At 45.3% G+C, this 24,547-nt stretch carries 15 protein-coding genes; 6 read left to right on the top strand and 9 right to left on the bottom strand.

Features of this window, described 5'->3' with window-relative positions; genetic code table 11:
- Positions 1-85: 85 nt before the first annotated feature.
- The gene (locus ABD744_RS16185) at positions 86-2,389 is read right to left on the bottom strand and encodes a hybrid sensor histidine kinase/response regulator (protein WP_344799575.1); all 2,304 of its coding nucleotides are present in this window, start codon (positions 2,387-2,389) and stop codon (positions 86-88) included.
- A gap of 108 nt (positions 2,390-2,497) precedes the next feature.
- Between ABD744_RS16185 and ABD744_RS16180 the strand changes: the two genes are divergently transcribed.
- The gene (locus ABD744_RS16180) at positions 2,498-3,142 is read left to right on the top strand and encodes a YecA/YgfB family protein (RefSeq protein WP_344799574.1); all 645 of its coding nucleotides are present in this window, start codon (positions 2,498-2,500) and stop codon (positions 3,140-3,142) included.
- An 84-nt stretch (positions 3,143-3,226) separates the two neighbouring features.
- Here ABD744_RS16180 and ABD744_RS16175 read toward each other — a convergent pair whose 3' ends face one another.
- Positions 3,227-4,915 (bottom strand): ATP-binding SpoIIE family protein phosphatase, encoded by a 1,689-nt coding sequence (locus ABD744_RS16175; protein ID WP_344799573.1) that lies wholly within the window; start codon positions 4,913-4,915, stop codon positions 3,227-3,229.
- A gap of 257 nt (positions 4,916-5,172) precedes the next feature.
- Between ABD744_RS16175 and ABD744_RS16170 the strand changes: the two genes are divergently transcribed.
- A complete protein-coding gene (locus tag ABD744_RS16170; protein WP_344799572.1) occupies positions 5,173-5,619 on the top strand; it encodes a YbaN family protein in 447 nt (148 codons plus the stop codon).
- A gap of 74 nt (positions 5,620-5,693) precedes the next feature.
- Here ABD744_RS16170 and ABD744_RS16165 read toward each other — a convergent pair whose 3' ends face one another.
- Entirely contained in the window at positions 5,694-7,550 is a 1,857-nt protein-coding gene (locus ABD744_RS16165) for an ABC transporter ATP-binding protein (RefSeq protein ID WP_344799571.1), read from the bottom strand.
- Between the two features lie 507 nt (positions 7,551-8,057).
- Here ABD744_RS16165 and ABD744_RS16160 point away from each other — a divergent pair.
- From ABD744_RS16160 to ABD744_RS16150, 3 genes are all read left to right on the top strand, one after another.
- Positions 8,058-9,980, top strand: coding sequence for a PrkA family serine protein kinase (locus ABD744_RS16160; protein ID WP_344799570.1), 1,923 nt, complete (start codon positions 8,058-8,060; stop codon positions 9,978-9,980).
- A gap of 81 nt (positions 9,981-10,061) precedes the next feature.
- Positions 10,062-11,354: a YeaH/YhbH family protein gene (locus ABD744_RS16155; RefSeq protein WP_344799569.1), complete on the top strand. Its 1,293-nt coding sequence runs from the start codon at positions 10,062-10,064 to the stop codon at positions 11,352-11,354.
- Positions 11,351-12,898 carry a SpoVR family protein gene (locus ABD744_RS16150; RefSeq protein WP_344799568.1) on the top strand — a complete coding sequence of 516 codons (1,548 nt, stop codon included), beginning with the start codon at positions 11,351-11,353 and terminating at the stop codon, positions 12,896-12,898. The genes ABD744_RS16155 and ABD744_RS16150 overlap by 4 nt, the downstream gene beginning before the upstream one ends.
- Before the next feature lie 107 nt (positions 12,899-13,005).
- On the opposite strand, the gene ABD744_RS16145 is transcribed toward ABD744_RS16150, so the two are convergent.
- Positions 13,006-14,271, bottom strand: a complete 1,266-nt coding sequence (locus ABD744_RS16145; RefSeq protein WP_344799567.1) for a diguanylate cyclase — start codon at positions 14,269-14,271, stop codon at positions 13,006-13,008.
- Between the two features lie 118 nt (positions 14,272-14,389).
- On the opposite strand from ABD744_RS16145, the gene ABD744_RS16140 reads away from it, so the two are divergent.
- Positions 14,390-17,365, top strand: a complete 2,976-nt coding sequence (locus ABD744_RS16140; RefSeq protein ID WP_344799566.1) for a response regulator — start codon at positions 14,390-14,392, stop codon at positions 17,363-17,365.
- Positions 17,366-17,659: 294 nt separating this feature from the next.
- Here the strand turns inward: ABD744_RS16140 and ABD744_RS16135 are convergent, their stop codons facing one another.
- The 5 genes from ABD744_RS16135 to napA all read right to left on the bottom strand — a co-directional run bounded on the left by ABD744_RS16135 (position 17,660) and on the right by napA (position 24,542).
- Positions 17,660-20,134 (bottom strand): putative bifunctional diguanylate cyclase/phosphodiesterase, encoded by a 2,475-nt coding sequence (locus ABD744_RS16135; RefSeq protein ID WP_344799565.1) that lies wholly within the window; start codon positions 20,132-20,134, stop codon positions 17,660-17,662.
- 183 nt (positions 20,135-20,317) lie between these two features.
- The gene (moaB, locus tag ABD744_RS16130) at positions 20,318-20,833 is read right to left on the bottom strand and encodes a molybdenum cofactor biosynthesis protein B (protein ID WP_344799564.1); all 516 of its coding nucleotides are present in this window, start codon (positions 20,831-20,833) and stop codon (positions 20,318-20,320) included.
- Between the two features lie 114 nt (positions 20,834-20,947).
- Positions 20,948-21,532 (bottom strand): cytochrome c3 family protein, encoded by a 585-nt coding sequence (locus tag ABD744_RS16125; protein ID WP_344799563.1) that lies wholly within the window; start codon positions 21,530-21,532, stop codon positions 20,948-20,950.
- A 15-nt stretch (positions 21,533-21,547) separates the two neighbouring features.
- Entirely contained in the window at positions 21,548-22,033 is a 486-nt protein-coding gene (locus tag ABD744_RS16120; protein ID WP_344799562.1) for a nitrate reductase cytochrome c-type subunit, read from the bottom strand.
- A 13-nt stretch (positions 22,034-22,046) separates the two neighbouring features.
- On the bottom strand, positions 22,047-24,542 hold the full coding sequence (napA, locus tag ABD744_RS16115; protein WP_344799561.1) for a nitrate reductase catalytic subunit NapA: 2,496 nt from the start codon (positions 24,540-24,542) through the stop codon (positions 22,047-22,049).
- Between the last annotated feature and the right edge of the window lie 5 nt (positions 24,543-24,547).

Genomic DNA, 24,547 nt, shown 5'->3' with positions numbered 1-24,547 from the left:
GCATTACTTATTATTTTTAATTTTTAAAAAAATACCGCAAAAAGACCAATGATTACCTAGCATAGAAATAGATAAGGGCCATTTCCTATGCTATTGCGCTCTCGTTCAACCATTGTTGCAACTTATTACTGAGTTCGTCTTTTTTGACAGGCTTAGCAATGAAGTCATTCATACCTGCCATCTCGCAACGCTCCTGGTCGTATTTCAGGGCATTGGCGGTGATCGCAATCACAGGTGTCTCTTTTAGATTATTGATCTGCTCAAATAACCTGAATTGCTTGGTGACTTCGTAACCATTCATTTTTGGCATTTGGACGTCCATCAACACCGCATCATATTGTTGATTTTTCAGCTTTTCGAGAGCTTCCGCCCCATCGGAAGCGATATCAACCTTATGCCCCCACTTAAGAAGCATCGTTTCAGCCACTTTTGAATTCACCGGGTTATCTTCCACCAGCAATATCTGACCTTTAATGCTCTGCAAATGACGGGTATATATTTTACTTGGTGTCATGTTAGCCGGTTGTGCTATCGGCCAGATAAATAACAATTCAAAACTGGAGCCTTCACCCAAGACACTGTCTACGTGCACTGTACCTCGCATCATATCCACCAAACGCTTGGTAATTGAAAGCCCCAGACCGGTTCCGCCGAATTGACGGGTTGTAGAGGTATCGGCCTGACTGAAAGCATCAAAAATACTGGTCAACTGCTGTGGAGAAATCCCGACCCCGGTATCAACCACCTTAATTTTAAACTTGGTGATTTCTAAAGACCGATCAACTTCAAGACACTCAACTATGACGCTCACCTGACCAGACTCAGTAAACTTAATGGCATTACCAATCAGGTTCATCAAAACCTGCCGTATTCTCAATGAATCGGCCTCAACAAATTCAGGCATGGCCGCATCAATTTGATAATTGAGCTTTATGTTCTTTTCCATCGCCGAGCCACGCAAAAGATTCACCACATGCTGAATCACCACTTCAAGGTTGGTCGACTCCAGGTGCAAAGCCATTTTACCGGCTTCAATTTTCGATAAATCCAGAATGTCGTTGATCAGTGACAGCAAACCCTGACCTGAATCGTTAATTTGATTGACGTAATTAGCTTGCTCACTGGTTAACTGAGTGTCTTCCAAGATCTGAGCCATGCCCAACATACCGTTCAAGGGCGTTCTGATTTCATGACTCATATTAGCCAGGAAGTCCGACTTTGCCCGGCTTGCAATTTCGGCTTGTTTCTTAGCTTGTTCTAATTGCCAGGCAGATTCTTGCAAAGAGCGGGTACGTTCGGAGACTTTGGTTTCCAGGTTCTTTTTATTGTCTTCCACCTCTCGGTAAGCAGCATGAATATTCGCCACCATGGTATGAAAGCTTTGATACAAGGTAGCAATTTCATCTTTACCTTCGTACTGTAAATTCACGTGCCACTCGCCTTGACCTACATGCTCACTTACCTGACTCAAGGCCCTGATTGGACGAACAATAAAGTAGTCCATGATCAAATAGATCAGAACATAAGAGGCCACTAAAACAAGACCGGCAACCACCAACAACAAAATACCATGCTGCTGGCCCAAGATCGCTATTTCTTCATCATCGACACTCACCGCCAGCCATAAATCACGTCGTAACTGACTGACCTTAATCTGATGATTCACATCATCAACTGTTTTCAACACACTTTTATTTTTAATTGCGTTCAAACAATCAATTTCGGGGTGTGCATGCATCTGATGATTGGCGTTTAAAATCACTTCACCGGAAGAACTGCATAGCATGACATGGGACTGAGAGGTTACCGCCACTTCTTTTAATATTTGACTGACTTCATCCAACCTGACGCCAAACATCACAAACAGCGCTTCACCCGTTGCGGGTTGAGTCACTTTTTGAGCTTTCAATATAAAATATCGGCCGGAGTCCGGATCAAAGAAGTTCATGGATTGAATGCCGTCTTTATCTGCCAGTTGCTCGATCAGCACATCACGGTGTAACTCATTGACCTGAGAGGGGTCAGAAATCGCAATCGGCTCACCCCGGTGATTAAACACCGCTAAATAACTCAGACTCGGAAATGTTTCTGCGGCACGCTTAAACCGAGCATCCAGTACAGCACTGGTTTGGTGTTTCTTTTTAAAGTCCAGAGACGCCACATAACTCTGAAAGTGAGTATCGTGAATAAAGAAATCTATTTTGTATTCAACTTCTCTCTCAAGTTGATTAATTAAGGTCGAAGCCTCACTGATCACCGAGTTGATTTGAGTCTCTCTGACCTGGTGTATTTGTTCCTGTAAATGATCCAGAGAAATTTTTCCCAATAAAATTAACGGGAGTACCACCAGCGGCATAAGGATCAATGCTAATTTAACTCTCAGCGGCATATATAAAATTCCGTTGCTACCATTACAAACTCGACTATTGTGTCTTTGTTGTTGACTGTATAATCACTTTTTATTGTCACAAATACCATACACTGTTTAAGGCGAATCATGTCCATTCACCAAGCCCAGCAAGTTATTGAAGAAATACTTACCTTACCAGAATTAGAAGAAGATGCCCTAGATTATATGGGTTGCCTAGGTGCTCTGGCTGCTTTTGTCATTATGCCAAAAGATTCTGACGGTCAATTAATGGCCAATCACATATTAGATGAAGCGGTAAAAAGCCTCCCATCAGATAAATTAAACAGTTTCATTGAGGCAATCAATGTTCAATGTTGGCACCTGAAAAATGAGCTGGAAGGGGATGATGGCGTTATTTTACCTTGGATGGAAGAGGACGAAGAAGACGATGAAGACGATGAAGCCCTTATTTCCTGGGCTTCCGGCTTTGTAGAAGTGGTGTTTGACCACGAAGAGCAATGGTTAAACAGCAAGTTTGAAGAAGAAGCAACGCAATTACTGATGCCGATCATCGCAATTTCCGGCATTTTAGAAGAAGAAACAGCGGACATTACGGACAATGATCAGCTGTTCAGTCAGTGGATTGATGAAATTCCGGATTTGCTGGTCGATTTATTCCTCATGTACCGTGTCATTGATGACAAAGGCGGTAAACCCAAAGCCCAGACAAAAGGAAGCAATCAAAAAAAGCGCGGCTCAAGAGGGAAAAAGCCTGGCGCTAAACGGAAGTAAGTTCTTATCTAAGAGGCGTCCAAGACCAGGAAACCTGCTCTTGAGCGCCTAATAAACCAAAACGGTTATTCACTGAACCCGTCGCTAAAGGTTAAATCTGGCCCGCACGGAGGTACCGCCTTTTAAGAATTCAACGGATTGGCAAAGGTAGCTGATCAGGCCAAGTCCCCGACCGTAGCTCAGGGCATCATTTTCAGGCCGGGTGGTGACTTCTGCCACATCAAAGCCATTGCCGGAGTCTGACAATTCAATGTCGAGATAAGGTTTTCCCATCTCAGACTTTAAATGAGTGACAATATTGACCCAGTCCGATGCCTTGAGACCCAGCATGCGCTCAGCCCTTAACTGTTCGTATTGGTTCATACCGTCATCCATGTCTTTCAACTTGGAATCCAATTGCAACACACCGTGCTCCAATGAATTGCTGTACATTTCATTCATGACAATACGAAGCAGATCTTTTCTCACCGCTTCGGTAAAAAACGGCTCAACCATTGCAATGATGGAATCCGCCATTCTTAAATCTGCTAACTGTTCACCCTCTAAACGCCAATGCATGGTACAAGGTGATACTTTCTGATCCGCTGTTTCTTCGGTATCCGGTTCATCTTCCCATTCCACAAAACCACAGCGTAACTCCACTAAAGAAACATCGTCATGCTCTTGCTTCTCGTCACAGAAAGATTTCCAGTTTTGCAGAATGCCCGCCAATCCACTTTCGCTGTTTTCAGCAACCGTTTGAGACAGGCGATCCAAGCCGAACATTTCTCCGTCTGGCGATACCGCTTCCGTAATCCCATCCGTATAGGCATAAAGTACATCGCCGGATTCAACGGTAATCAGCTTCACCTCTTCCTCGAAGTCAGCATCATCAATCATACCCAGTGGCAGGTGCAACGGCTCATACTGCTTTAAGCTGGAGACCTCATCGTCACTCTGGTCCTGAGACTTAGAAACCAACAACAAATCCGGTAAGCCGCCCTGCCAAGTAGTGATCTGGTTTCCATGTTTATTGATCTCCAATACCGCCGCCGCAAAAAACATATGGCTCGGTAAAATGGCAAACAGCTCGCGATTTATTTCCCGGGCAATGTCACTGACCGCCGCCCCTTTGGAGGACATATGAAAGAATATTTGAGAGGTAGGAATGGCACCAATGGCGGCAGGCAAACCATGACCGGTGAAGTCGCCCAAAAGCATATACAAACCACCGGAAGGACTCCGGTTGTAGAGAAATAAATCACCACTGAATACCGACGCCGAAGATAAATAGTGCCTCAGGTTGGCACAGTGATTTGGATTTTTGGTCATGACATTGTCAAAAACCCTTTGCGCCATCAATTGCTCTTGCTGAATACGGGTGTTGTGAATCACCAGTGCATCGTTCTTATCATTTAACTGCCGATACAAATCAGCCACACGGCGATGAGCCCGGATTTTGGCCTTCAGAATCACTTCATTAAAGGGTTTGGTTAAAAAGTCTTCACCGTCGTCCAGGCAGCGAGATAGCGAGTCCAGATCCGTTTTGGCCGTCAGAAAAATGATCGGAATATGCCGACGACCGGCCTCAGCTTTAATACGTCGCGCGGCTTCGTAGCCGTCCATGCCCGGCATCATGATGTCCATTAAAATCAGGTCGGGCCTTTCTTCGGAATACAAGTTGATGGCCTGTTCGCCATCCGACGCCATGCTGTATTGATAGCCTTCATCTTCAAGAATAAAGCTGAGTAGTGTTCGATTGATCTCTTGGTCATCGACAACCAACACTTTCATTCTTACCTCCATGTAATGATGTTTTCATATTCCCAAGGGAATTTTATGACTGGCCGTTAAATAACGGAACGGAATCCGTTTAACAGAATCAGACAGGCACAACTGTGGATCATTGCTTCAACTGCCGGACACCCTCACAACCAGCTCTTGATCTACTTTAACCATTGATAAGATCTGGTTCGGGATACTTACTTTATTAAGATAGACAGCATTAATCGACTTGTATTGTTTGTCAACTTCAATAGACTGGAATCTTTATGGACAGACTGGTAAGTAACTTGGATAAAAGGAAACACCCTGTCATTCACTGGACATTATTAATCGTTGGATGGTCCGCCGTCATTTTAGGCGTGCTCGGAATATTCCTGCCTATCCTACCAACAACGCCCTTTCTGTTACTTGCTGCAGCGTGCTTTGCCAGAACTTCAGATAAATTTTATTACTGGCTGATTCATCACCCGAAACTGGGGACATTTATAGCAGCGTATCTGGATGGGAAAGGCATACCTTTAAAGGCGAAATGCTACACCTCTGCACTGATGATCACCATGATGACCATCAGCGCCTATTTGGTTCAACCGCCCATTTGGGCCATCATCACCATGTACCTGATCGCCGTTTGTGTGTCGGTCTACTTGTTCCGTTTGCCCACTCTGGAAGTAAAGAAAACGGAATCACAGAACCGGAATAACTCTGAAGTTTAAGAAAATGAAATTTAAGAAAATACAGTGTAAGCAAATAAAATTTTAGTGTCAGAAAAAGTACTGGTAAACCCAGCTCAGACGGCTTGACGATCACCGTATAAATTCGCGTATAAACCGCCTTTTTCTACTAATTGCTGATGAATTCCCTGCTCACAAATCCGCCCCTCATGAAACACAAAAATCTGATCTGCTTGCTTAACCGCACTGAGCCGATGAGCAATTATAATGGTGGTTCTGTCTTTTAAATATTCAGCCAGGGCCTCATGCAAATTGGATTCTGTTTCTGTGTCCAGCGCAGAGGTTGATTCATCAAGAATAACCACTTTGGGATCGGTCAGTGCCATCCGGGCTATCGCTAACCGCTGTCTTTGTCCGCCCGATAAGCGAATACCGTTTCTGCCCACAATAGTATCTAACTGCTGTGGTAACTCCCGAACGACCAAGTCCAGTTGAGCCACTTCAAGTGCCGCCCAAAGCTGCGCTTCAGAATAGCGTTCCCCCATTGATAAGTTCTGACGCACGCTGGCGTTAAACAAAGCCGGGCTCTGAATCACCGTACACACATGTTTACGAACTTCAGCCCATCCAATCCGGTTTACATCCACGTTATCGTAACGAATGGAACCAGAAGAAAGCGGATACATGCCTGTGAGTAGCTGTACCAAGGTGGATTTGCCACCACCGCTTGCCCCCACAAACGCTACTGTTTTGCCTGCGTCAATGGTCAATGACACATCCCTCAGAACCGGTTTTTCGTCTAAATAACCGAACGAAGCATGTTCAATCTCCACTTTTACGCCGGTGCCTGCTCGTGAAAACGGGTTAACTTCTTCCATCATTGAAGGTTCTTTTTGAAGATCAAATGCACCATTGATTCGCTGCAATGCCGCTTTTGCACTGTAATAGGCATATTGCATGTTCAAAATCTCTTGTACCGGCGCCATCATAAACCACAGATAACCAAACACGGCAAACATCTGTCCGATGGACAAATCAGAAAAAACCACCATTAACATGGATAACATGCGAAACAAATCGAAACCGATTAAAAATACATTAAAGCTGAACCGAGAGGCCGCATCACTGCGCCACTCAAAAGCAATTGAACGGTTCTTAACGGACTCAGCAAACGCTTTTAATCGCTGGTGATAATACTGCTCCCGATTCACTATTCGAATCTGGTGCACGGCATCCAGGGTTTCAGTCAGCGCTTGCTGGAAGGTCTCATAGGCCGAGTTTTCACGCTTCTTCAGAGTCTTTACTTTCTTGCCCAAAACCATGGTGCAATAAATCACCACCGGGTTTAAAAACAAAATAAACAGAGCCAACGGCCAGTGCATCCATAATAGAATCACGGCCGTGCCGACAATGGTTAATACCGCCACCAACAAACGACTGACAGAAACACTGACAAACCGATCAATCGTATCCAGATCCGTCACAAATTTACTGGCTAAACCACCGCTGCCCAACAATTCATATTCACGCATAGATACCCGGCTTAGTTGATTAAGTAACCTCACGCGCATACGGAAAATCAGATCTTTTGAAACGATGGTTAATTGCCGACTTTGCCAAACATTTAACAGCATGCTGGCCACCCTCAGGACGATACTGATCACCGTCATCGCGACAATGAATCCGGCAGGAGCATGCCAAGAGGAAGGCAGAACCGATTGCAGAAAATCAATGGCCCCGGCCGGTTTATCCAGTAGAACCTCATCAACCAACACGGGCAATAACAAGGGTAATGGCACCGCAATGACGGTTGCTACAATAGCGATCAGGTGGGCGTAAATCAGTTCTTTACGGTGCTTCAGCAGCAAGTTCTTAAAGAAAGTCTGATCAAATTTCGAAGGTACCTCAGACACATTTAAAGAGGATGAACTACCTTGATTGACCGAATTAGAATCAACAACAGAGTTTGTCAACGGAGAAATCTCTACTACAAAATGATCAGAACATTATTACCAATTCCCAACAATTTATCGACTCTATTTTAAAGTAATGAGGGGCTTCAAGCCGCACGATTCTAAGGCAGTACTTACTTAACCATAATGTTAAAAAAGCATTCAGAAAACCATTAAACCGTAGGTAAGGCAGGGTTTGAAAGGCCTAGAAAAGCAACACCACTTAAAAAAATCTGACCCAAAATACAGACTTCAAAACCAAACACATCGGATTTGGCTGAACCTAGTGTGTCATTTTCTTGTCAAAGTGATTAAGCAAAGAGATATTTTGGTCTTTACATTTAACACCAAAAATCTGGGCTACACTTTAAATCAGAGACTTAAGATTGTCTCTTAGAGTAATGGCATAACAAATGCAAAAGAACATTATCGGGTGAAATTGTTCAATAACAATTTACCCGGCTGGGTGATTAGGAAGAATCACCTGAGCCTGACAAAGCTATATTGAAAACCTACCCAGGAGGCCATATGAGCATATTCGACAGGTATCAGGATCGTTACATCGCTAAGCAAGAGGATGAGCTGACACTCGAAGAGTATCTGCAATTGTGTAAAGAAGAGCCAAGTACCTATGCAAATGCAGCAGAGCGTTTGTTGATGGCAATTGGCGAACCTGAAATTATTGAAACATCCAAAGATCCGCGTTCATCACGCATCTTTTCAAACAAACTCATCAAACAATACCCTGCTTTCAAAGATTTTTATGGCATGGAAGAAGCCATTGAGCACATCGTTTCCTATTTCAGGCACGCCGCGCAAGGTCTGGAAGAAAGAAAACAGATCCTCTACCTTTTAGGTCCGGTCGGTGGTGGTAAATCATCATTGGCGGAAAAACTAAAAAGCCTGATTCAACAAGTACCTTTTTATGCAATTAAAGGTTCGCCCATTCAGGAATCACCTCTGGGCTTATTTAATCCGGAAGAAGATGCAGCCATTCTGGAAGAAGATTACGGCATTCCTCACCGTTATTTGAAAGGCATAATGTCACCCTGGGCAGTGAAGCGTTTGCACGAATTTGGCGGCGATATCTCCAGGTTCAAAGTCGTAAAAGTTTATCCATCGATATTGGATCAAAAAGCCGTGGCCAAAACCGAGCCAGGCGATGAAAATAACCAGGACATCTCCAGCCTGGTCGGGAAAGTCGACATCCGAAAACTGGAAGATTATTCCCAGGACGATGCCGATGCTTACAGCTTTTCCGGCGGCCTGTGTCGCGCAAACCAAGGCATTCTTGAGTTTGTGGAAATGTTTAAAGCCCCCATTAAAGTGCTTCATCCTTTATTGACGGCCACACAGGAAGGCAACTACAACGGTACCGAAGGTCTCAGTGCGATACCCTTTGATGGCGTGGTCTTAGCGCACTCCAACGAATCCGAGTGGCAAACATTTAAAAACACCAAAACAAACGAAGCCTTCATTGATCGTGTTTACATCGTAAAAGTGCCTTATTGCAAACGCGCCACCGAAGAAATTCATATTTATGAAAAACTGCTTGAACACAGTTCTTTAAATAAAGCACCGTGTGCGCCCGATACTCTAAGAATGCTGGCTCAATTTTCCGTGCTTTCACGACTGCGCGAACCGGAAAACTCCAGCGTTTACTCCAAAATGCGAGTCTACGATGGCGAGAATTTAAAAGATACCGATCCGAAAGCCAAAAGCCATCAGGAATACAAAGACACCGCTGGTGTTGACGAAGGTATGGACGGTTTATCCACCCGTTTTGCTTTCAAAATATTATCAAAAGTATTCAACTTTGATCCGGAAGAAATTGCAGCAAACCCCGTACACTTGTTGTACGTGCTTGAACAGGAAATCGAGCAGCAACAATTCCCGCCAGAAACCCATGAACGCTTATTAAAATACGTTAAGGAATACCTGGCGCCGAAGTACATTGAATACTTAGGAAAAGAAGTTCAGACCGCCTACTTAGAATCCTATTCAGAATACGGTCAAAACATTTTCGATCGTTACGTCACTTACGCGGACTTCTGGATACAAGATCAGGAATACCGAGATCCGGACACCGGCGATATTCTTGACCGCATTGCAATCAATGAAGAGCTGGAGAAAATTGAAAAACCAGCAGGCATTGCCAACCCGAAAGATTTCCGAAATGAAATCGTCAATTTTGTACTGAGAGCCCGCGCAAACAATGCAGGCAAAAACCCCAGCTGGTCCAGTTACGAAAAAATGCGTTTGGTCATCGAGAAGAAAATGTTCTCAAACACGGAGGATTTGTTACCCGTTATTTCCTTCAATGCCAAAGCATCCAGTGACGACCAGAAGAAACACAACGAGTTTGTGAAACGAATGATTGACCGAGGCTATACAGAGAAACAGGTTCGGTTGTTATGTGAGTGGTATATCCGGGTACGTAAGTCTCAATAAATCATTCACTGATGCAGATTTTTCACCAACCTAGAGTTTGGCTCTAGGTGGTTATCTGCGTCCAAAGAGTTTGGAGGGCCTATGACCCATATCATAGACCGACGTTTAAATGGCAAAAATAAAAGCACTGTAAACCGACAGAGGTTTCTTGACCGCTATAAAAAACACATTAAAGAAGCGGTGAACCAGACCATCAAACAACGCAGCATTCAGGACATGGAGCAAGGCACTGAAATCAGCCTGCCCAGTCGCGATGTATCAGAACCCATATTTCATCATGGTCCGGGCGGCGTAAATACGCGTGTACATCCGGGCAATAAAGAGTTTCACCAGGGCGATCATATTGCCCGCCCTCCTTCAGGCGGTGGTGCAGGCGGAGCAGGCGAAGGCAAAGCCAGCAATCAGGGCGAAGGCATGGATGACTTCGTATTTCAAATCAGCCAGGAGGAGTTTTTGGACTATATGTTCGAAGACCTCGAACTTCCGAACCTGATCAGAAAACAACTGAAAGATGCCACCAGTTTCGAATATCACAGAGCAGGTTTCACCAATTCCGGCACACCGGACAAACTCAATGTGGTCCGCTCATTGCGCAACGCGCACGCCCGACGAATCGCGTTAGGCGGTAAGAAGCGTAAACGGGCTAAAGAAATTCTCATGCAGCTGAAAGCCTTGGAGGAGGAGCAAGAAGCAGGCAAAACCAACGATGATCTTGAAGTCATTCGTAATGCGCTTATACAAGAGTTGGAAGAGCTTCGTCATAAGCTCGGTAAGCTGCCTTTCATTGATGATTTCGACCTTCGTTATCACAATTTAGTCAAAGTGCCTTTGCCCAGTACCCGAGCGGTGATGTTCTGTGTGATGGACGTATCAGGCAGCATGACCCAAGCCATTAAAGATATCGCCAAGCGGTTCTTTATCTTGCTGTTTCTCTTCTTAAAGCGGAATTACAAGCAAATCGACGTTGTTTTCATTCGCCACCACACCACCGCTCAGGAAGTCGACGAAGAAACCTTCTTTTATTCACGGGAAACCGGCGGAACCATTGTTTCAAGTGCACTGGATTTAACCGCCGAAGTAATCGAGCAAAGATACAACCCTGCTGACTGGAACATTTACGTGGCACAAGCCTCGGACGGAGACAATTGGGACGATGACTCCATCAAGTGCGCCAAGTTATTGATGGAAAAAATTATGCCCCTGGTTCAATACTTTGCCTACGTAGAAATCGGCTCCCGTTTTCATCAAAATCTGTGGGAAGAATACAAACAGGTGGCGACGACCTTTCCTGATCAATTTGCCATGCAGGATTTAACCGATGCCGCAGACATTTATCCCGTATTCAGAGAGCTGTTTGAGAGGAAAGAGGCATGATAAAAAAACAAAAACGCCCCTTCAAAACACAATACTTATCAGAGGGTTCAGAGTGGAGCTTTGAGCTTCTTGCTAAGTACGACAGTAAAATCAGTGAGCTGGCAGAGGAATTTGGGCTAGACACCTACCCCAATCAAATTGAGGTTATATCCTCCGAACAAATGATGGATGCATATGCGTCCATCGGTATGCCATTAATGTACAACCATTGGTCTTTCGGAAAGCACTTTTTAGGAACACATAAGAACTACAAACGCGGCACCATGGGTTTGGCTTACGAGATTGTGATCAACTCATCGCCCAGCATTTCGTACCTGATGGAAGAAAACACCATGGCCATGCAGGCACTGGTCATTGCCCATGCCTGCTATGGTCATAACTCTTTCTTCAAAGGCAACTATCTGTTTCGCGCCTGGACGGACGCAACGGCCATCATTGACTATTTATTATTCGCTAAACAATACATTCAACGCTGTGAAGAACGCCACGGTACAGCGCAGGTTGAGCAGCTACTCGACTCTTGCCACGCCCTGATGAACTACGGCGTCAATCGCTACAAAAGGCCTGTGCCGCTCTCACCGCAACAGGAGGAAGCGCAACAAGCAGCCAGAGAAGAATACCGCCAAAGGCAGCTCAATCAACTGTGGAACACCATTCCGAAGACCAAAAAGAAAAAGAACGCCAAAGTACAGCGATTCCCGGCGGAGCAAGAAGAAAATATTCTGTATTTCATTGAAAAAAATGCGCCACTGCTGGAAACCTGGCAACGGGAAATCATCCGGATTGTACGCAAGTTATCACAGTATTTTTACCCTCAGAAACAAACTCAGGTGATGAATGAAGGCTGGGCCACCTTTTGGCATTACACCCTGATCAACGAGCTGTACGACCGGGGTTACATCACCGAAGGCATGTTACTCGAATGCATGCAGTCACATACCAATGTCATTTTTCAGCCCGACTTTGACAGTCCCTATTACAGTGGTATTAACCCATACACACTGGGTTTTAATATGATGCGGGACATCAAACGCATTTGCGTATCACCCACCGATGAGGATAAACAGTGGTTTCCTGACATCGCCGGTTCAGACTGGATCAAGACCCTCGATAACGCCATGAGGAACTACAAAGACGAGAGTTTTATTCTTCAGTTTTTGTCGCCGAAGGTCATGCGGGATTTACACTTATTCGGCATAAAAGACGATCACTCACAGGATCACCTGAAAGTCACTGCGATACACGACGAAATGGGCTACCAGGAATTAAGAGAAGAGCTTTCCGCGCAATACAACATTGGTAACAGCGAGCCAAATATTCAGGTCTACAATGTTAACGTGCGGGGTGACCGGGCCTTAACATTAAGGCATTACATGCACGATAAAAAACCGCTGAGCAAGGAGTCTACCGATGAAATGCTCAAGCACATCCATTCGCTGTGGGGGTTTCCAATCAAACTCGAATCCATGGAGGATAAAGTGGTCATTCAAAGCTGGGAGTGCCCGGACAAAACCACCGATGAGCTGCTAGGAAAAGCAGGTTAAAGCAGTCATTGAATTCACGGATCACCAGAGCGGCCCATCCCCCTGCCACTCTGGTTGAGAAAATCTGTTTGCTAATTTATTCAAAGACCAATTCAGGCCTAAGCACATCAAGCAGAGTCATCACCGATTACAAAATTCCTTCCCACTTCCTTCGCTCGGTAAAGGAGCTCATCGGCGGTTGCTATCATACTGTCCAGGTTATCCCCTTTCATACTGGTAACACCAATACTGATGGTGGCCTGAATGTATTCATCCCCTAAATACATGCCTTCATCTTCAAAACGCGTCCGAAAGTTATTCATTAGGGTGTACGCCTGATTTTGAGAGAGCCCGGGCAGAAGCACACAAAACTCTTCACCGCCCATACGGGCAACCAGAAACCGGCTGAACGACTCTTTCAACAACTGACCAACATGCACCAACATCGCATCACCAGCCTCATGCCCATAATTATCATTGAACGCTTTGAAATGGTCGATGTCCATCAATGCCACGGCAAACGGTTTATTAGGTTGGGCATGGTCATATTGCGCGCCGCCTACATCAAATAAATAACGTCGATTGTAAAGCTTGGTCAGATAGTCACTGTTCGCAGCATCGTTCAGAGCCTGTATAAGCTCAATGGATTCCAGGTTATGAATGACCCGGCAGTGCAGCTCCTCCGGAAAAAATGGTTTTTGTAGAAAATCATTCGCGCCATTTTTGATGAACTTGGCCGATAAAGCGCTCTTTTCAACCGAAGACAGCCCAATAATAGCAAGGTCGGTTTTATCACTTTGCCCACGGATTTCACGAACCAGCTCAAAACCATCCATTTCAGGCATATGGTAATCCGTAATGATAAGCCGGATTTCAGGATGCTGTTTGTAAATATCCAAAGCCTGAAGGCCATTTTCAGCCTCTAACACCTGAAATAAATGCTGTTCAAGTAACCCTTTCACATAGTTACGGGCCGTGGTGGAGTCTTCAACCACCAGCACCTTAATAAATTCATTCAATGCTAAACGATTCACCAATTTAACGGCGTAGGCGTATGAAAAACGGCTTTCTTTAACAACATAGTCGACAATGCCTAATTTGAGCAGGGACTCCCTTCGCTCTTCACTGTATGTACCGGTCAAAACAATGCAAGGAATGCCTTTTGCAAGAACACTATCCACCACTTCACCATTTGGCGCATCGGGTAAATTTAAGTCCGCTAATGCCGCAAAATAGGTGTGCTCTTCCATTAACTGACTGGCCGCAGCCATTGAATCAACAAAATCGACCTCGTACAGACTCTCATCCAACTCCTGTCGAACCATGTGCCCAATGATTTTCAAAACAATCGGACTGTCTTCAACCACTAATACCCGTTTTTTCTTTCCTGTCATAGTTAAGCACACCTGATTTTTTAATATTATTCGGTAAACCTATAACGCAAAAACAAAATTCTACATGTTAGTATAATCCTAAATTCTAATAATAAAGATAAAAACAGGATTCAGAACCTTGAGTTTTTTTAACGTCAAAACACGTTCTGCGTGGCTTTGCCTAGTCATCGGTACATTCATCGGATTTTATTCAGCGCATTTGTCTGCGGCACCCTTGCTGGACCTTTCAGGTGCCGACTTTTCAGAACAAAATGTCCACCCGCTCGACACCGAATGGGGAATCATTTGGAATCGGTTTTCTTCACCAACAATCGTACCCGAAACCACTCAACCTTACGTTATTCCCTCCGTTTGGAATAACGTGGTTCGGCCAGATGGTCAGCAAGGTCCCTTAGGCGCAGCAACGCTTTATTTGGATTTAAAACTTCCAAAAAATATTGAGGGAGTCTACCTAAAACTGTCCGACTTACCGTCAGCCGGAGTTGTGTGGGCCAACGGGATCAAAGTTATCGAACAAGGAACGCCAGCACTGTCTGCCGAGCTGGAGCAGCCTGGATATTCGTCAAAAACAGCCTATATCTCAGCCAAGCAAGAGCGTATCCGGTTAGCCATACACACCTCCAATTTTCATTACAAGGAAGGCGGTTTCTGGAGTTCACTGCTGATTACCGGCCCCTCCGGATTAAATCAGCTGGTCACGCTGCCCACCATTCTGGATTCGGCATTGACCGTTTTATTACTGATTTTCGGTGGCTTATTCATTTCGTTGTATCTGGCTCGTAAAAAAGAAACTGCAGCGCTATTTTTCGGTTGCTTCTGCTTAGCGGTGGGTTTTCGAAACGGCATTACCGGCGAACACATTTTAAACAACCTGCTGCCTGTCCTTACTTGGAACATCAGTGAACGGCTGGAATATATTTGTTTTTACATCAGCGTCCCGCTGTTCATTGCGTTCGTAAACCGGCTGTATCCTCATTACCAATCTCACAAAACAGAAATAGTATTTAGCGCCATTGCCGTCACCTTTTCGATTTTGACGCTGGCACTACACTCAACTCAATACACTTTATTAGCGATTCCCTACCAGGCCATAGCGTCGGTTGCGGTGATTTATATTTTACGCATTGCCATTCTGGCCTTCCTGCACAAAAGAAAGTCAGCCATTCTGTTCGGGTTAAGCTGTCTTATTTTTATTGTCAGTTTTATTCTGGACCTTCTAACTCACAACATGATTTTGCAGTTACCTATGGTCACGGAATGGGGCGTTACAGCCTTTCTCATTCTTCAGGCATGGTTGCTTAACCAAAGATACGCATTTAGCCTGACCAACGAAGAATTACTCAGCGAAAGACTGCAACGTCAAAACATTCAGCTGCAGAAAATTGATGCAATGAAAGATGATTTTTTGGCTCAAACCTCTCATGAACTGAGAACCCCAATCCACGGGATTTCAGCCCTGTCCGACTTGGTTCTGAAACAAGAACAAAACATCGATAAAGACTCCCAAACGAATCTAAGACTGATTCACTCCTCTTCCATTCGCCTTGCGAATCTTGTTAATGACATCCTCGACCTGTCCAGCATCAAACATAATAACCTGAAGCTGTCATTAACATCGGTGTCAGTTGCGCCTCTTATTGAGCAAGTGACCACCAGCCTACGGCCTCTCCTCAAAGGCCGCCCAGTCACCCTTCAAACCAAAATACCAGATCAAATTCCTAACGTAATGGCGGATGAAGACCGGCTGCAACAGATTCTGTTTAACCTGATTGGCAACGCCATTAAGTTCACCTCAAATGGCCACATCAACGTAATTGTTGAACAGGAGCCCAACGAAAAATTAAAAATCAGCATTCGAGATACAGGTTTAGGCATCGATCATTCAGAAACCAGTGAGATTTTCGAAGCGTACAAGCAAGGCCAACAACAAGGTGAAGTGCTCGGTGGCCATGGTCTCGGTTTAACCATCACCAAAGATTTATTAAGCCTTCATAACAGTGAGTTGCAAGTCCGCAGCATACCTGGCCACGGCAGCACCTTTTACTTCACTCTGGACACCACCACCTATTTACCCAAGTCTGTCACCGCCATCACCAAAAAGGACACAGCCTCCACCGCTGAGGATCGAAGGGAAACCTACCGCCCCGACATGATCCCGGAAGCGCAGGCTCAACAACCCCAAAGCCAGCATGCACTTGTGGTTTGGGCCGTGGATGATGAGCCCATCAATTTGCAAATCATTCAAAATCAATTAACCACCTTTGGTTATCAGTGCAGGTGCTTCAGTTCGGGCCAACAAATACTTGAGGCCCTGCCAGAGTATGAACAGCCCGATTTAGTATTACTGGATATCATGATGCCCGGCATGAGCGGCCTTGAGGTCTGTAGGGCGATTCGCAAGCAGTTTTCAGCTCTTGAGCTTCCGATCATTATGCTCACAGCCTTGCAACAAACCCAAGACATCGTTCAGGCATTTGAGGCCGGAGCTTCCGACTACATTACCAAACCATACAACCAGCCGGAGCTTCACGCCAGAGTGGAGGCGCATTTGAAAGCGTCACTCAGCCATGAGTTAGCCCAGAACAACGAGCGCCTGATCTCGGAATTGGAAGCCAAAGAACAACTGGAGACCCGCCTTCAAAAATTGGAGTCGGTATTGAGCCATCTGAGCATTAGCCAGTTTCCTGACCAAACTTCCAATCAGCTACCCAGCCAAACCGCCAATGAATCCTCTGTTTCAGCCTCCCCTGAATCTGACATTAATCTAGCCCCTGGCTTAAACCGTGCGACCAAGAACAGAATAAACTTAGTCAAAGCCGCCAGACTGGCCATTCGGGTATGGGAAAAACACACAGGCAAGACCAAAGCGTCTTTGGCTGAAGAAAGCAAAATCTGGCGTGTCTATATTGATGGTGGGTCAATCAAAACCCGCACCTTAGACAAATACCTGAATGAACAAACGCTACCTAAGAATCCGAGGTGGCGCTCAGTCATTAAGACCATCGACTTTGTACTCTTAAATTGCGATTTGGAAGAAACTGAGAAATCAGAACTGACCAGCTACATCTCTTTAATAGAACAAAGTCAGATGTAAAGCGGTTGATAAATAGAAAAAAATCTCAACTTCGAAGAAAAGTTCAATGATGAAACATTAAATCAGCGTTATATTCTTAGAACATTAGGTTTTAGCCCTTTGGTACCTGAAAGTACTTTTCATTATAAAAAATATCCGTACTATACAGTCCCGAGTGAACACAAAAGCGACCACGTACTCATATGGATTTGGGTACATGCCTGTGACACCTCTTATACCCCCTGTCGCTGGCGTGTTCACTCACCCTTTCTGTTTACCTTAGCTTCTCTGACGCTAACACGACCCAGAAAACAACTAAGCCACCACTATTTCTTTTAGCATTTCTTTAAAGAATGACGCTTCAACCGGTGGGCTGTATAAATAGCCCTGATACCTGTGACAACGGGTTCCTTTAAAGAACAGGTAATGCTCTTTGGTTTCAATGCCTTCAGCGACAACTTCCAGATCAAGGCTGATCGACATCGCTAAAATGGCTTCCACAATGGCTTTATCCGTTTTATCCACCGTTACATCACGAACAAAAGACTGATCAATCTTCAGAACATCCAAAGGAATTCGTTTTAAATACGACAATGAAGAATAGCCCGTACCAAAGTCATCCATCGCCACCCGAATCCCATGAGAACGAAGTTTCTGCAGTTTCTTGATGGTGTTTTCTGTATCCCCAATGACAATCCCTTCAGTGATCTCAAGCTCAAGACATTCAGGCTTAACCCCAGTGATCTTCAGCGCCGCCAACACATCATCAACAAAGCTTGGATTGTAAAATTGATTCGGGCTCACATTCACCGATAGCCAAGCATCTTCCTGCCAAAGCCCCTGATTTTGCCAGTCCCGAATGCATTGACACGACTCAAAAATCAACCACTTGCCTACCTCCTGAATCAACCCGGAAGATTCCAACACCGGAATAAACTCAAAAGGCGGTACGACACCGCGCTCGGGGTGCCGCCAACGGATTAATACTTCTGCACCCTGAATAACGCCTTCCTGAACGCCTACCTGGGGTTGAAAAACCAAAAAGAACTGCTGTTGACTGACCGCTTGCCTGAGTTCATTTTCTAATGAGTAAGCCAGCTCCACCCGACTGGCCATATCCGACTCGAAAAAGACGTGCTGACTGCGCCCTTGTTTTTTAGCTTCATACATCGCCGTATCAGCAAACCGCATGACCTCCGAGACGTCATTGCAATCCACAGGGTACATCGCCACCCCGATGCTGGCAGACGCCACCCAATCCCGGTTTTTTACAAAAAATGGTGTCGCGATTTTCTCGGTCAGCATAGTAGCAATGTCTTTGGCCCGGCTCTTTGCTTCCAACAGATCACTCGATAATTCGGGAATGATGATCAAAAACTCATCGCCACCAAGACGGGCTACCGTATCAACGGCTCGTAACGAGCCTTTTAACTGGGTCGCCACATGTTGTAAAACCTGATCCCCCACCGCATGACCAAACGAGTCATTGACCGCTTTGAAGTTATCCAGATCAATAAATAACAACGCACCTATTGAGTTGTGCCGCTCCGCCCTTTTCATTTCAAGATTCATTCGGTCTATCAATAAATTCCGGTTAGGCAACCCGGTTAATGAATCATAAAACGCCAGTTCAATGACTTTTTCTTCAGCCGCTTTTCTTTCAGTAATATCCACCGACACAGCCAACACCGTATCTTCACCAAAGTACTGAAAAGGGACTAAAGAGGTCTGAACGTAGTGCAAGTTGCCATCACAATCGGTGATTGCGTGATCCGGCATAAAATAAGGTTGGCCGGTAGAAAGGACTTGTTGATCTGCAATTTGAATTTCCTGACTTTCTTCCTTATGAATCCGGTCATGAATGTCAAAATAGGACACCGACTCCATCGTCTTGGCATCCATATTATAAAAATCGGCAATGGCCTGATTCACAAACAGTAACTGACCATCTTTATTCCGCGCACATATTTGATGCGGCACGTTATCTATGATTTGACGAGTCTGCTTTAAGCTGTCTGATAATTTATTATCAGAGGCCTCACGCTCCTTGATGCTTTCTTCGATGGTTTGAAAAAACTCGTTAGTCACCCCCGCGATGGCACCCAATTCATCACCCCGGTTAACAAGCGCCTTGCTTAAACGAATGCCTCCCGGGGCCAAAGGATTAACCCGCCGCATCACCTGAGCGACCCGAGTCATCGGGGCCGTTAACATTGCATAAAACACATAAAACAATATCAATGCCAGTAACATGTTCCGAATAAAACCACTGGACACCACGTAAACCAAGCGTTGATAAAAAGGACCCAACGCCACGTCTTTATCAATGCCAATAATCAACTGTCCGAACTGAGAGCTTTGATCCTGATCCACAGATAATTGATGAACGTAAGTCTTTTCACCGGGTTCCAGCCACTCAGTAATCCAATAAGTAGAAGAGTGAGGAGCCAACGCTCGTTCCGACTCAGCCAACACCACCCCAAGATCATCAACGATCTGAACCTCATGAATAAACTCGTAATGCATCAACCCATTTACCACTTCTTCCGCCAGGTTATTATCAAGCGTTCTTACTGAGCGAGAAGCAGACCCCAAGGAAACAGACAACAGCTGCTCTATGTTTTGATCAAATGAAGATCCATGGTTTTGATAATCCAGATAAACCTGTAAAGAACTCAACAATGCACCCAGTAAAAACGCAATGGCCACCGTTTGCTTTGCTAAACGTGTTGATATTTTATTTTTAAACGATACGCCCATACTCTCCACTTGCGCCTTTATGGCGATCATTTCGGTCACAATAGACAGTATAGAAGCATGATGACGCATTAATGCGTATGAAATGACCCATTCTATGTGGGAAATTACCCACAGAACAAAATGTAACCAAATGCCGGAAATAAGACGCACTTATGTCCGGCATTGAAGTCGAGCTACCCACCCAGAAGAAGCGTTTACCCGAACAGAACAAGCTTAAGGTTTAACATGAGGCATGAAGTTACAAGGACGATGGCGGTTATCCAACTGTTCTTGCAGTATTTTCGTCCAAGCCGTTTTACATGCGTTAGTGGAACCAGGCATACAAAAAATTGCGGTGCCATTAGCAAAACCGGCTAATGCTCGGGACTGAACCGTCGAAGTACCAATTTCTTGATAAGACACCTGACGGAACAACTCACCAAAGCCTTCAATTTCACGATCAAACAACGGCCTCATTGCCTCCGGCGTCGTATCTCTGCCAGTGAACCCGGTGCCGCCCGTGATCAGTACAATTTGTATTTCTTCGGAGGCGACCCACTGGGAAACCACCGCCCTCATTTGATACACATCGTCGATGATGAGTTTTCGATCCGACAACGAGTGTCCGGCTTCCGTCAGGGCGTCCACCAAATATTGGCCAGAAGTGTCTTCCGCTAAGGTACGAGTATCTGAAACCGTCAACACAGCAATACGTGCCGCTTTAAATTCCTTCGCCGATGAATGTCCCATAAATCAGATTCCGCCTTAAAAAGTTAATGCTAAATAGTTTGAACTCATAAAAAAACCGCCCAAAGTTGGGCGGTTAATTTAACCAGAGGATCGAGCTAATTCAAGTCATTCTAATTACCAGCCCTCAACACCTTTCATGTCAGGAAGGTGGTGGGCAATCCCCTTATGGCAGTCAATACAGGTTTTCTCGCCACTGGCCAAGGCCGTTGAGTGCTGCTCCATGGCCCGCTTGCTTTGGCGAGTAAAGTCCATAAAGTCAAAGTTATGGCAGTTACGGCATTCTAGAGAATCGTTCGCTTTCAACCGTCGCCACTCGTTTTCAGCCAAACGTCTTCTGTGCTCCTGGAACTTTTCACGCGTATCAATGGTGCCGAAAATTTTGCCCCACACCTCTTTCGAAGCCTGCATCTTACGAGCAATTTTATCCGTCCAGTTATGCGGAACGTGACAGTCTGAACACGTTGCCCTTACGCCCGAACGGTTGGTGTAGTGTATGGTTGTTTTTAGCTCCTGAAATACGTTATCGCGCATTTCATGACAACCCGTACAAAACGTCTCGGTATTGGTCGCTTCCAGGGCGGTGTTAAACGCCCCCCAGAAAATGATACCTGCAATAAAACCGCCCAAAGTCAGGAAACCCAAACTGTAATGCACGCTTGGTCTGTTAAGGACCTTTAAATATTTTTTTATGGCATTCATTCGTGTCTCCTCAGGCTACTTCTTCTCACCAATTATTTGGTAAACATCCTGGAACTCATTTTCAACCAATGGCTTGGTATCCAACTGAACCACATGACACTGATTACAGAAATAACGTCTTGGAGAAACTTCTGCCAGGAAATTTCCATCACGGTTCATATAGTGGGTCACACTCACCATCGGTGCCTGAGACTCTTCCGCACGATCGCGAGCATGGCAAGACATGCACTTGTTCGCATTCTTATTCACCGGATAGTTATCCACTTTATGTGGAATGGTCGGTGGTTGCATCGGATACGCACGCTGACGCTTGATATCCTCATTCTCCACCTTAGCCATGACTGGCGCTTTTTCTTCCTGGTTCAGTTTTACTTCGCCACGCAACGTAGAGATGTATTCCTGACCTGCGCTCGCAGAAGAAGCAAAAAGAACCGAGCTGACCAAAGCAACACCAGTTACTACCGCTTTGACAGATTTTTTAACTGAATTCAATGTAGTCATGATCCTTCTCCCCTTATGCTTTCTCAATCTTCACAGCGCACTTTTTATAGTCCGTCTGCTTAGAGATTGGATCGGTTGCATCCAGTGTCACTTTGTTGATCAACTGAGACGCATCAAACCAAGGAACAAACACCAAACCTACCGGTGGCTTATTTCGTCCTCGGGTTTCCACACGAGTTCGAATATCGCCTCGACGAGAGGTCACTTTGATTTCATCACCACGACGTAATCCACGTTTCTTGGCGTCTTCCGGGTGCATGTAACATACCGCGTTTGGCACGGCCTTATACAGCTCAGGAACACGTTGAGTCATAGACCCTGAATGCCAGTGTTCAAGGACACGGCCAGTACATAACCAAAGGTCGTATTCGTTATCCGGCGCTTCAGCGGCAGGCTCAAAAGGCAACGCAAAAATAATCGCTCTGTTGTCTTTCTTACCATAGAACTGATAACCCGTGCCTTCTTTCACATACGGATCTTCGCCTTCAATGTAACGCCACTTGGTTTCTTTGCCGTTCACAACCGGCCAGCGCAAGCCCCGCTCTTCGTGATAACGATCAAACGGCGCCAAATCATGACCATGATCTCGCCCAAATTCAGCGTATTCTTCAAACAAGCCTTTCTGGATATAGAAACCAAAGTCTTTTGCTTCAACGTTGTTGTAATCTTTACTGGTTTGTTCAAGCGGATACTTATCCACATTACCGTTCTTATACAGTACCTCGTAAAGCGACTTACCTTTGTAAGAAGGGTTTTCTTTCAAAACTTCTGCTGGCCAAACTTCGTCCGTCGTAAAGCGCTTAGAGAACTCAACCAACTGCCATAAATCTGATTTCGCTTCTCCCGGTGCGTCCACCAACTGATGCCAGAACTGTGTACGACGTTCTGCGTTACCAAAGGCGCCTTCTTTCTCAACCCACATTGCCGTTGGTAGAACCAAGTCTGCGGCTTGTGCCGTCACCGTTGGATAGGCATCTGAAACCACGATAAAGTTGTCTGGATTACGATAACCCGGAAGCGTTTCTTCGTTCAGGTTAGGTGCTGCTTGCAGGTTATTATTCACCTGAATCCAGTAAGCATTGATCTCACTATCTTTCAATTTACGATTTTGCAGAACCGCATGATATCCAGGCTTAGCAGGAATGATGTCCTTCGGTAGCTTCCAGATTTTCTCAGCCAAAGCACGGTGTTTAGGGTTCTTAACCACCATGTCCGCTGGTAAACGGTGAGCAAACGTACCTACCTCACGAGCAGTACCACACGCTGACGGCTGGCCAGTCAATGAGAACGGACTGTTACCCGGTGTTGCAATCTTACCGGTTAACAAGTGAACGTTATAAATCAGGTTATTCACCCAAACCCCACGTGTATGCTGGTTAACACCCATCGTCCAGAACGAGGTGACTTTGGTGTTCGGATCGGCATACATCTTAGCCAAAGCAATCAACTTATCTTCAGACACACCAGAAAGCTTACTCGCTTTTTCAACGGTGTATTCACTGACAAATTCTTTAAACTCATCAAAGCTCATCGGGGTAGAACCACCCGCTTTGTCTGCGTTCTTCGCTTTTTTCTGTAGCGGATGTTCTGGGCGCAAGCCGTAACCAATGTCCGTATTACCACGACGGAAATTGGTGTGCTTATTCACAAAGTCCCAATTCACGGCATCGTTTTCAATGATGTAATTTGCAATAAAGTTAAGAATTGCAAGATCAGACTGAGGTTCAAACGTCATTGGCATATCAGCCAAGTCGTAGCAACGGTGCTCATAGGTTGATAACACAGCGACTTTAACATGCGGTGCACTCAAACGACGGTCAGTGACACGCGTCCAAAGAATCGGGTGCATCTCAGCCATGTTAGAACCCCACAGAACAAATGCATCCGCATTTTCCATGTCGTCATAACAGCCCATTGGCTCATCAATACCAAAAGTACGCATGAAACCAGCAACCGCTGAAGCCATACAGTGACGAGCATTGGGTTCGATGTTGTTGGATAAGAAACCTGCCTTCATCAGCTTGGAAGCGGCGTAGCCTTCCCAGACAGTCCACTGACCTGAACCGAACATACCAATCGCTTTCGGGCCTTTTTCTTTCAACGTCTTCTTGAACTTTTCTTCCATGATATCGAAGGCTTCATCCCACGATACAGGTTCAAATTCACCGTTCTTATCAAACTTACCGTTGGTCTTACGAAGCAATGGCGTGGTCAAACGATCCTTGCCGTACATGATCTTCGATAAGAAGTAACCCTTCACACAACTCAGGCCTTTATTGACTTCCGACTTAATGTCTCCGTGGGTAGCAACCACTTTGCCTTTTTTGGTTGCAACGTGAATGCTGCAACCCGTACCACAAAATCGACACGGCGCCTTGGACCACTTAAGTTCAGTTTCCTTTGAACTGGTAATCACATTACTGGCCTGTGCCGGTAACGAAATTCCAGCTGCAGCAGCAGCCGTAGCTGCTGCTTGTGCCTTAATATAATCACGACGAGTTAGTTTCATCTCTC

Source organism: Litoribacillus peritrichatus (assembly GCF_039537985.1).
Lineage (GTDB): Bacteria > Pseudomonadota > Gammaproteobacteria > Pseudomonadales > Litoribrevibacteraceae > Litoribacillus > Litoribacillus peritrichatus.
This window is presented reverse-complemented; position numbering and strand designations above follow the sequence as displayed.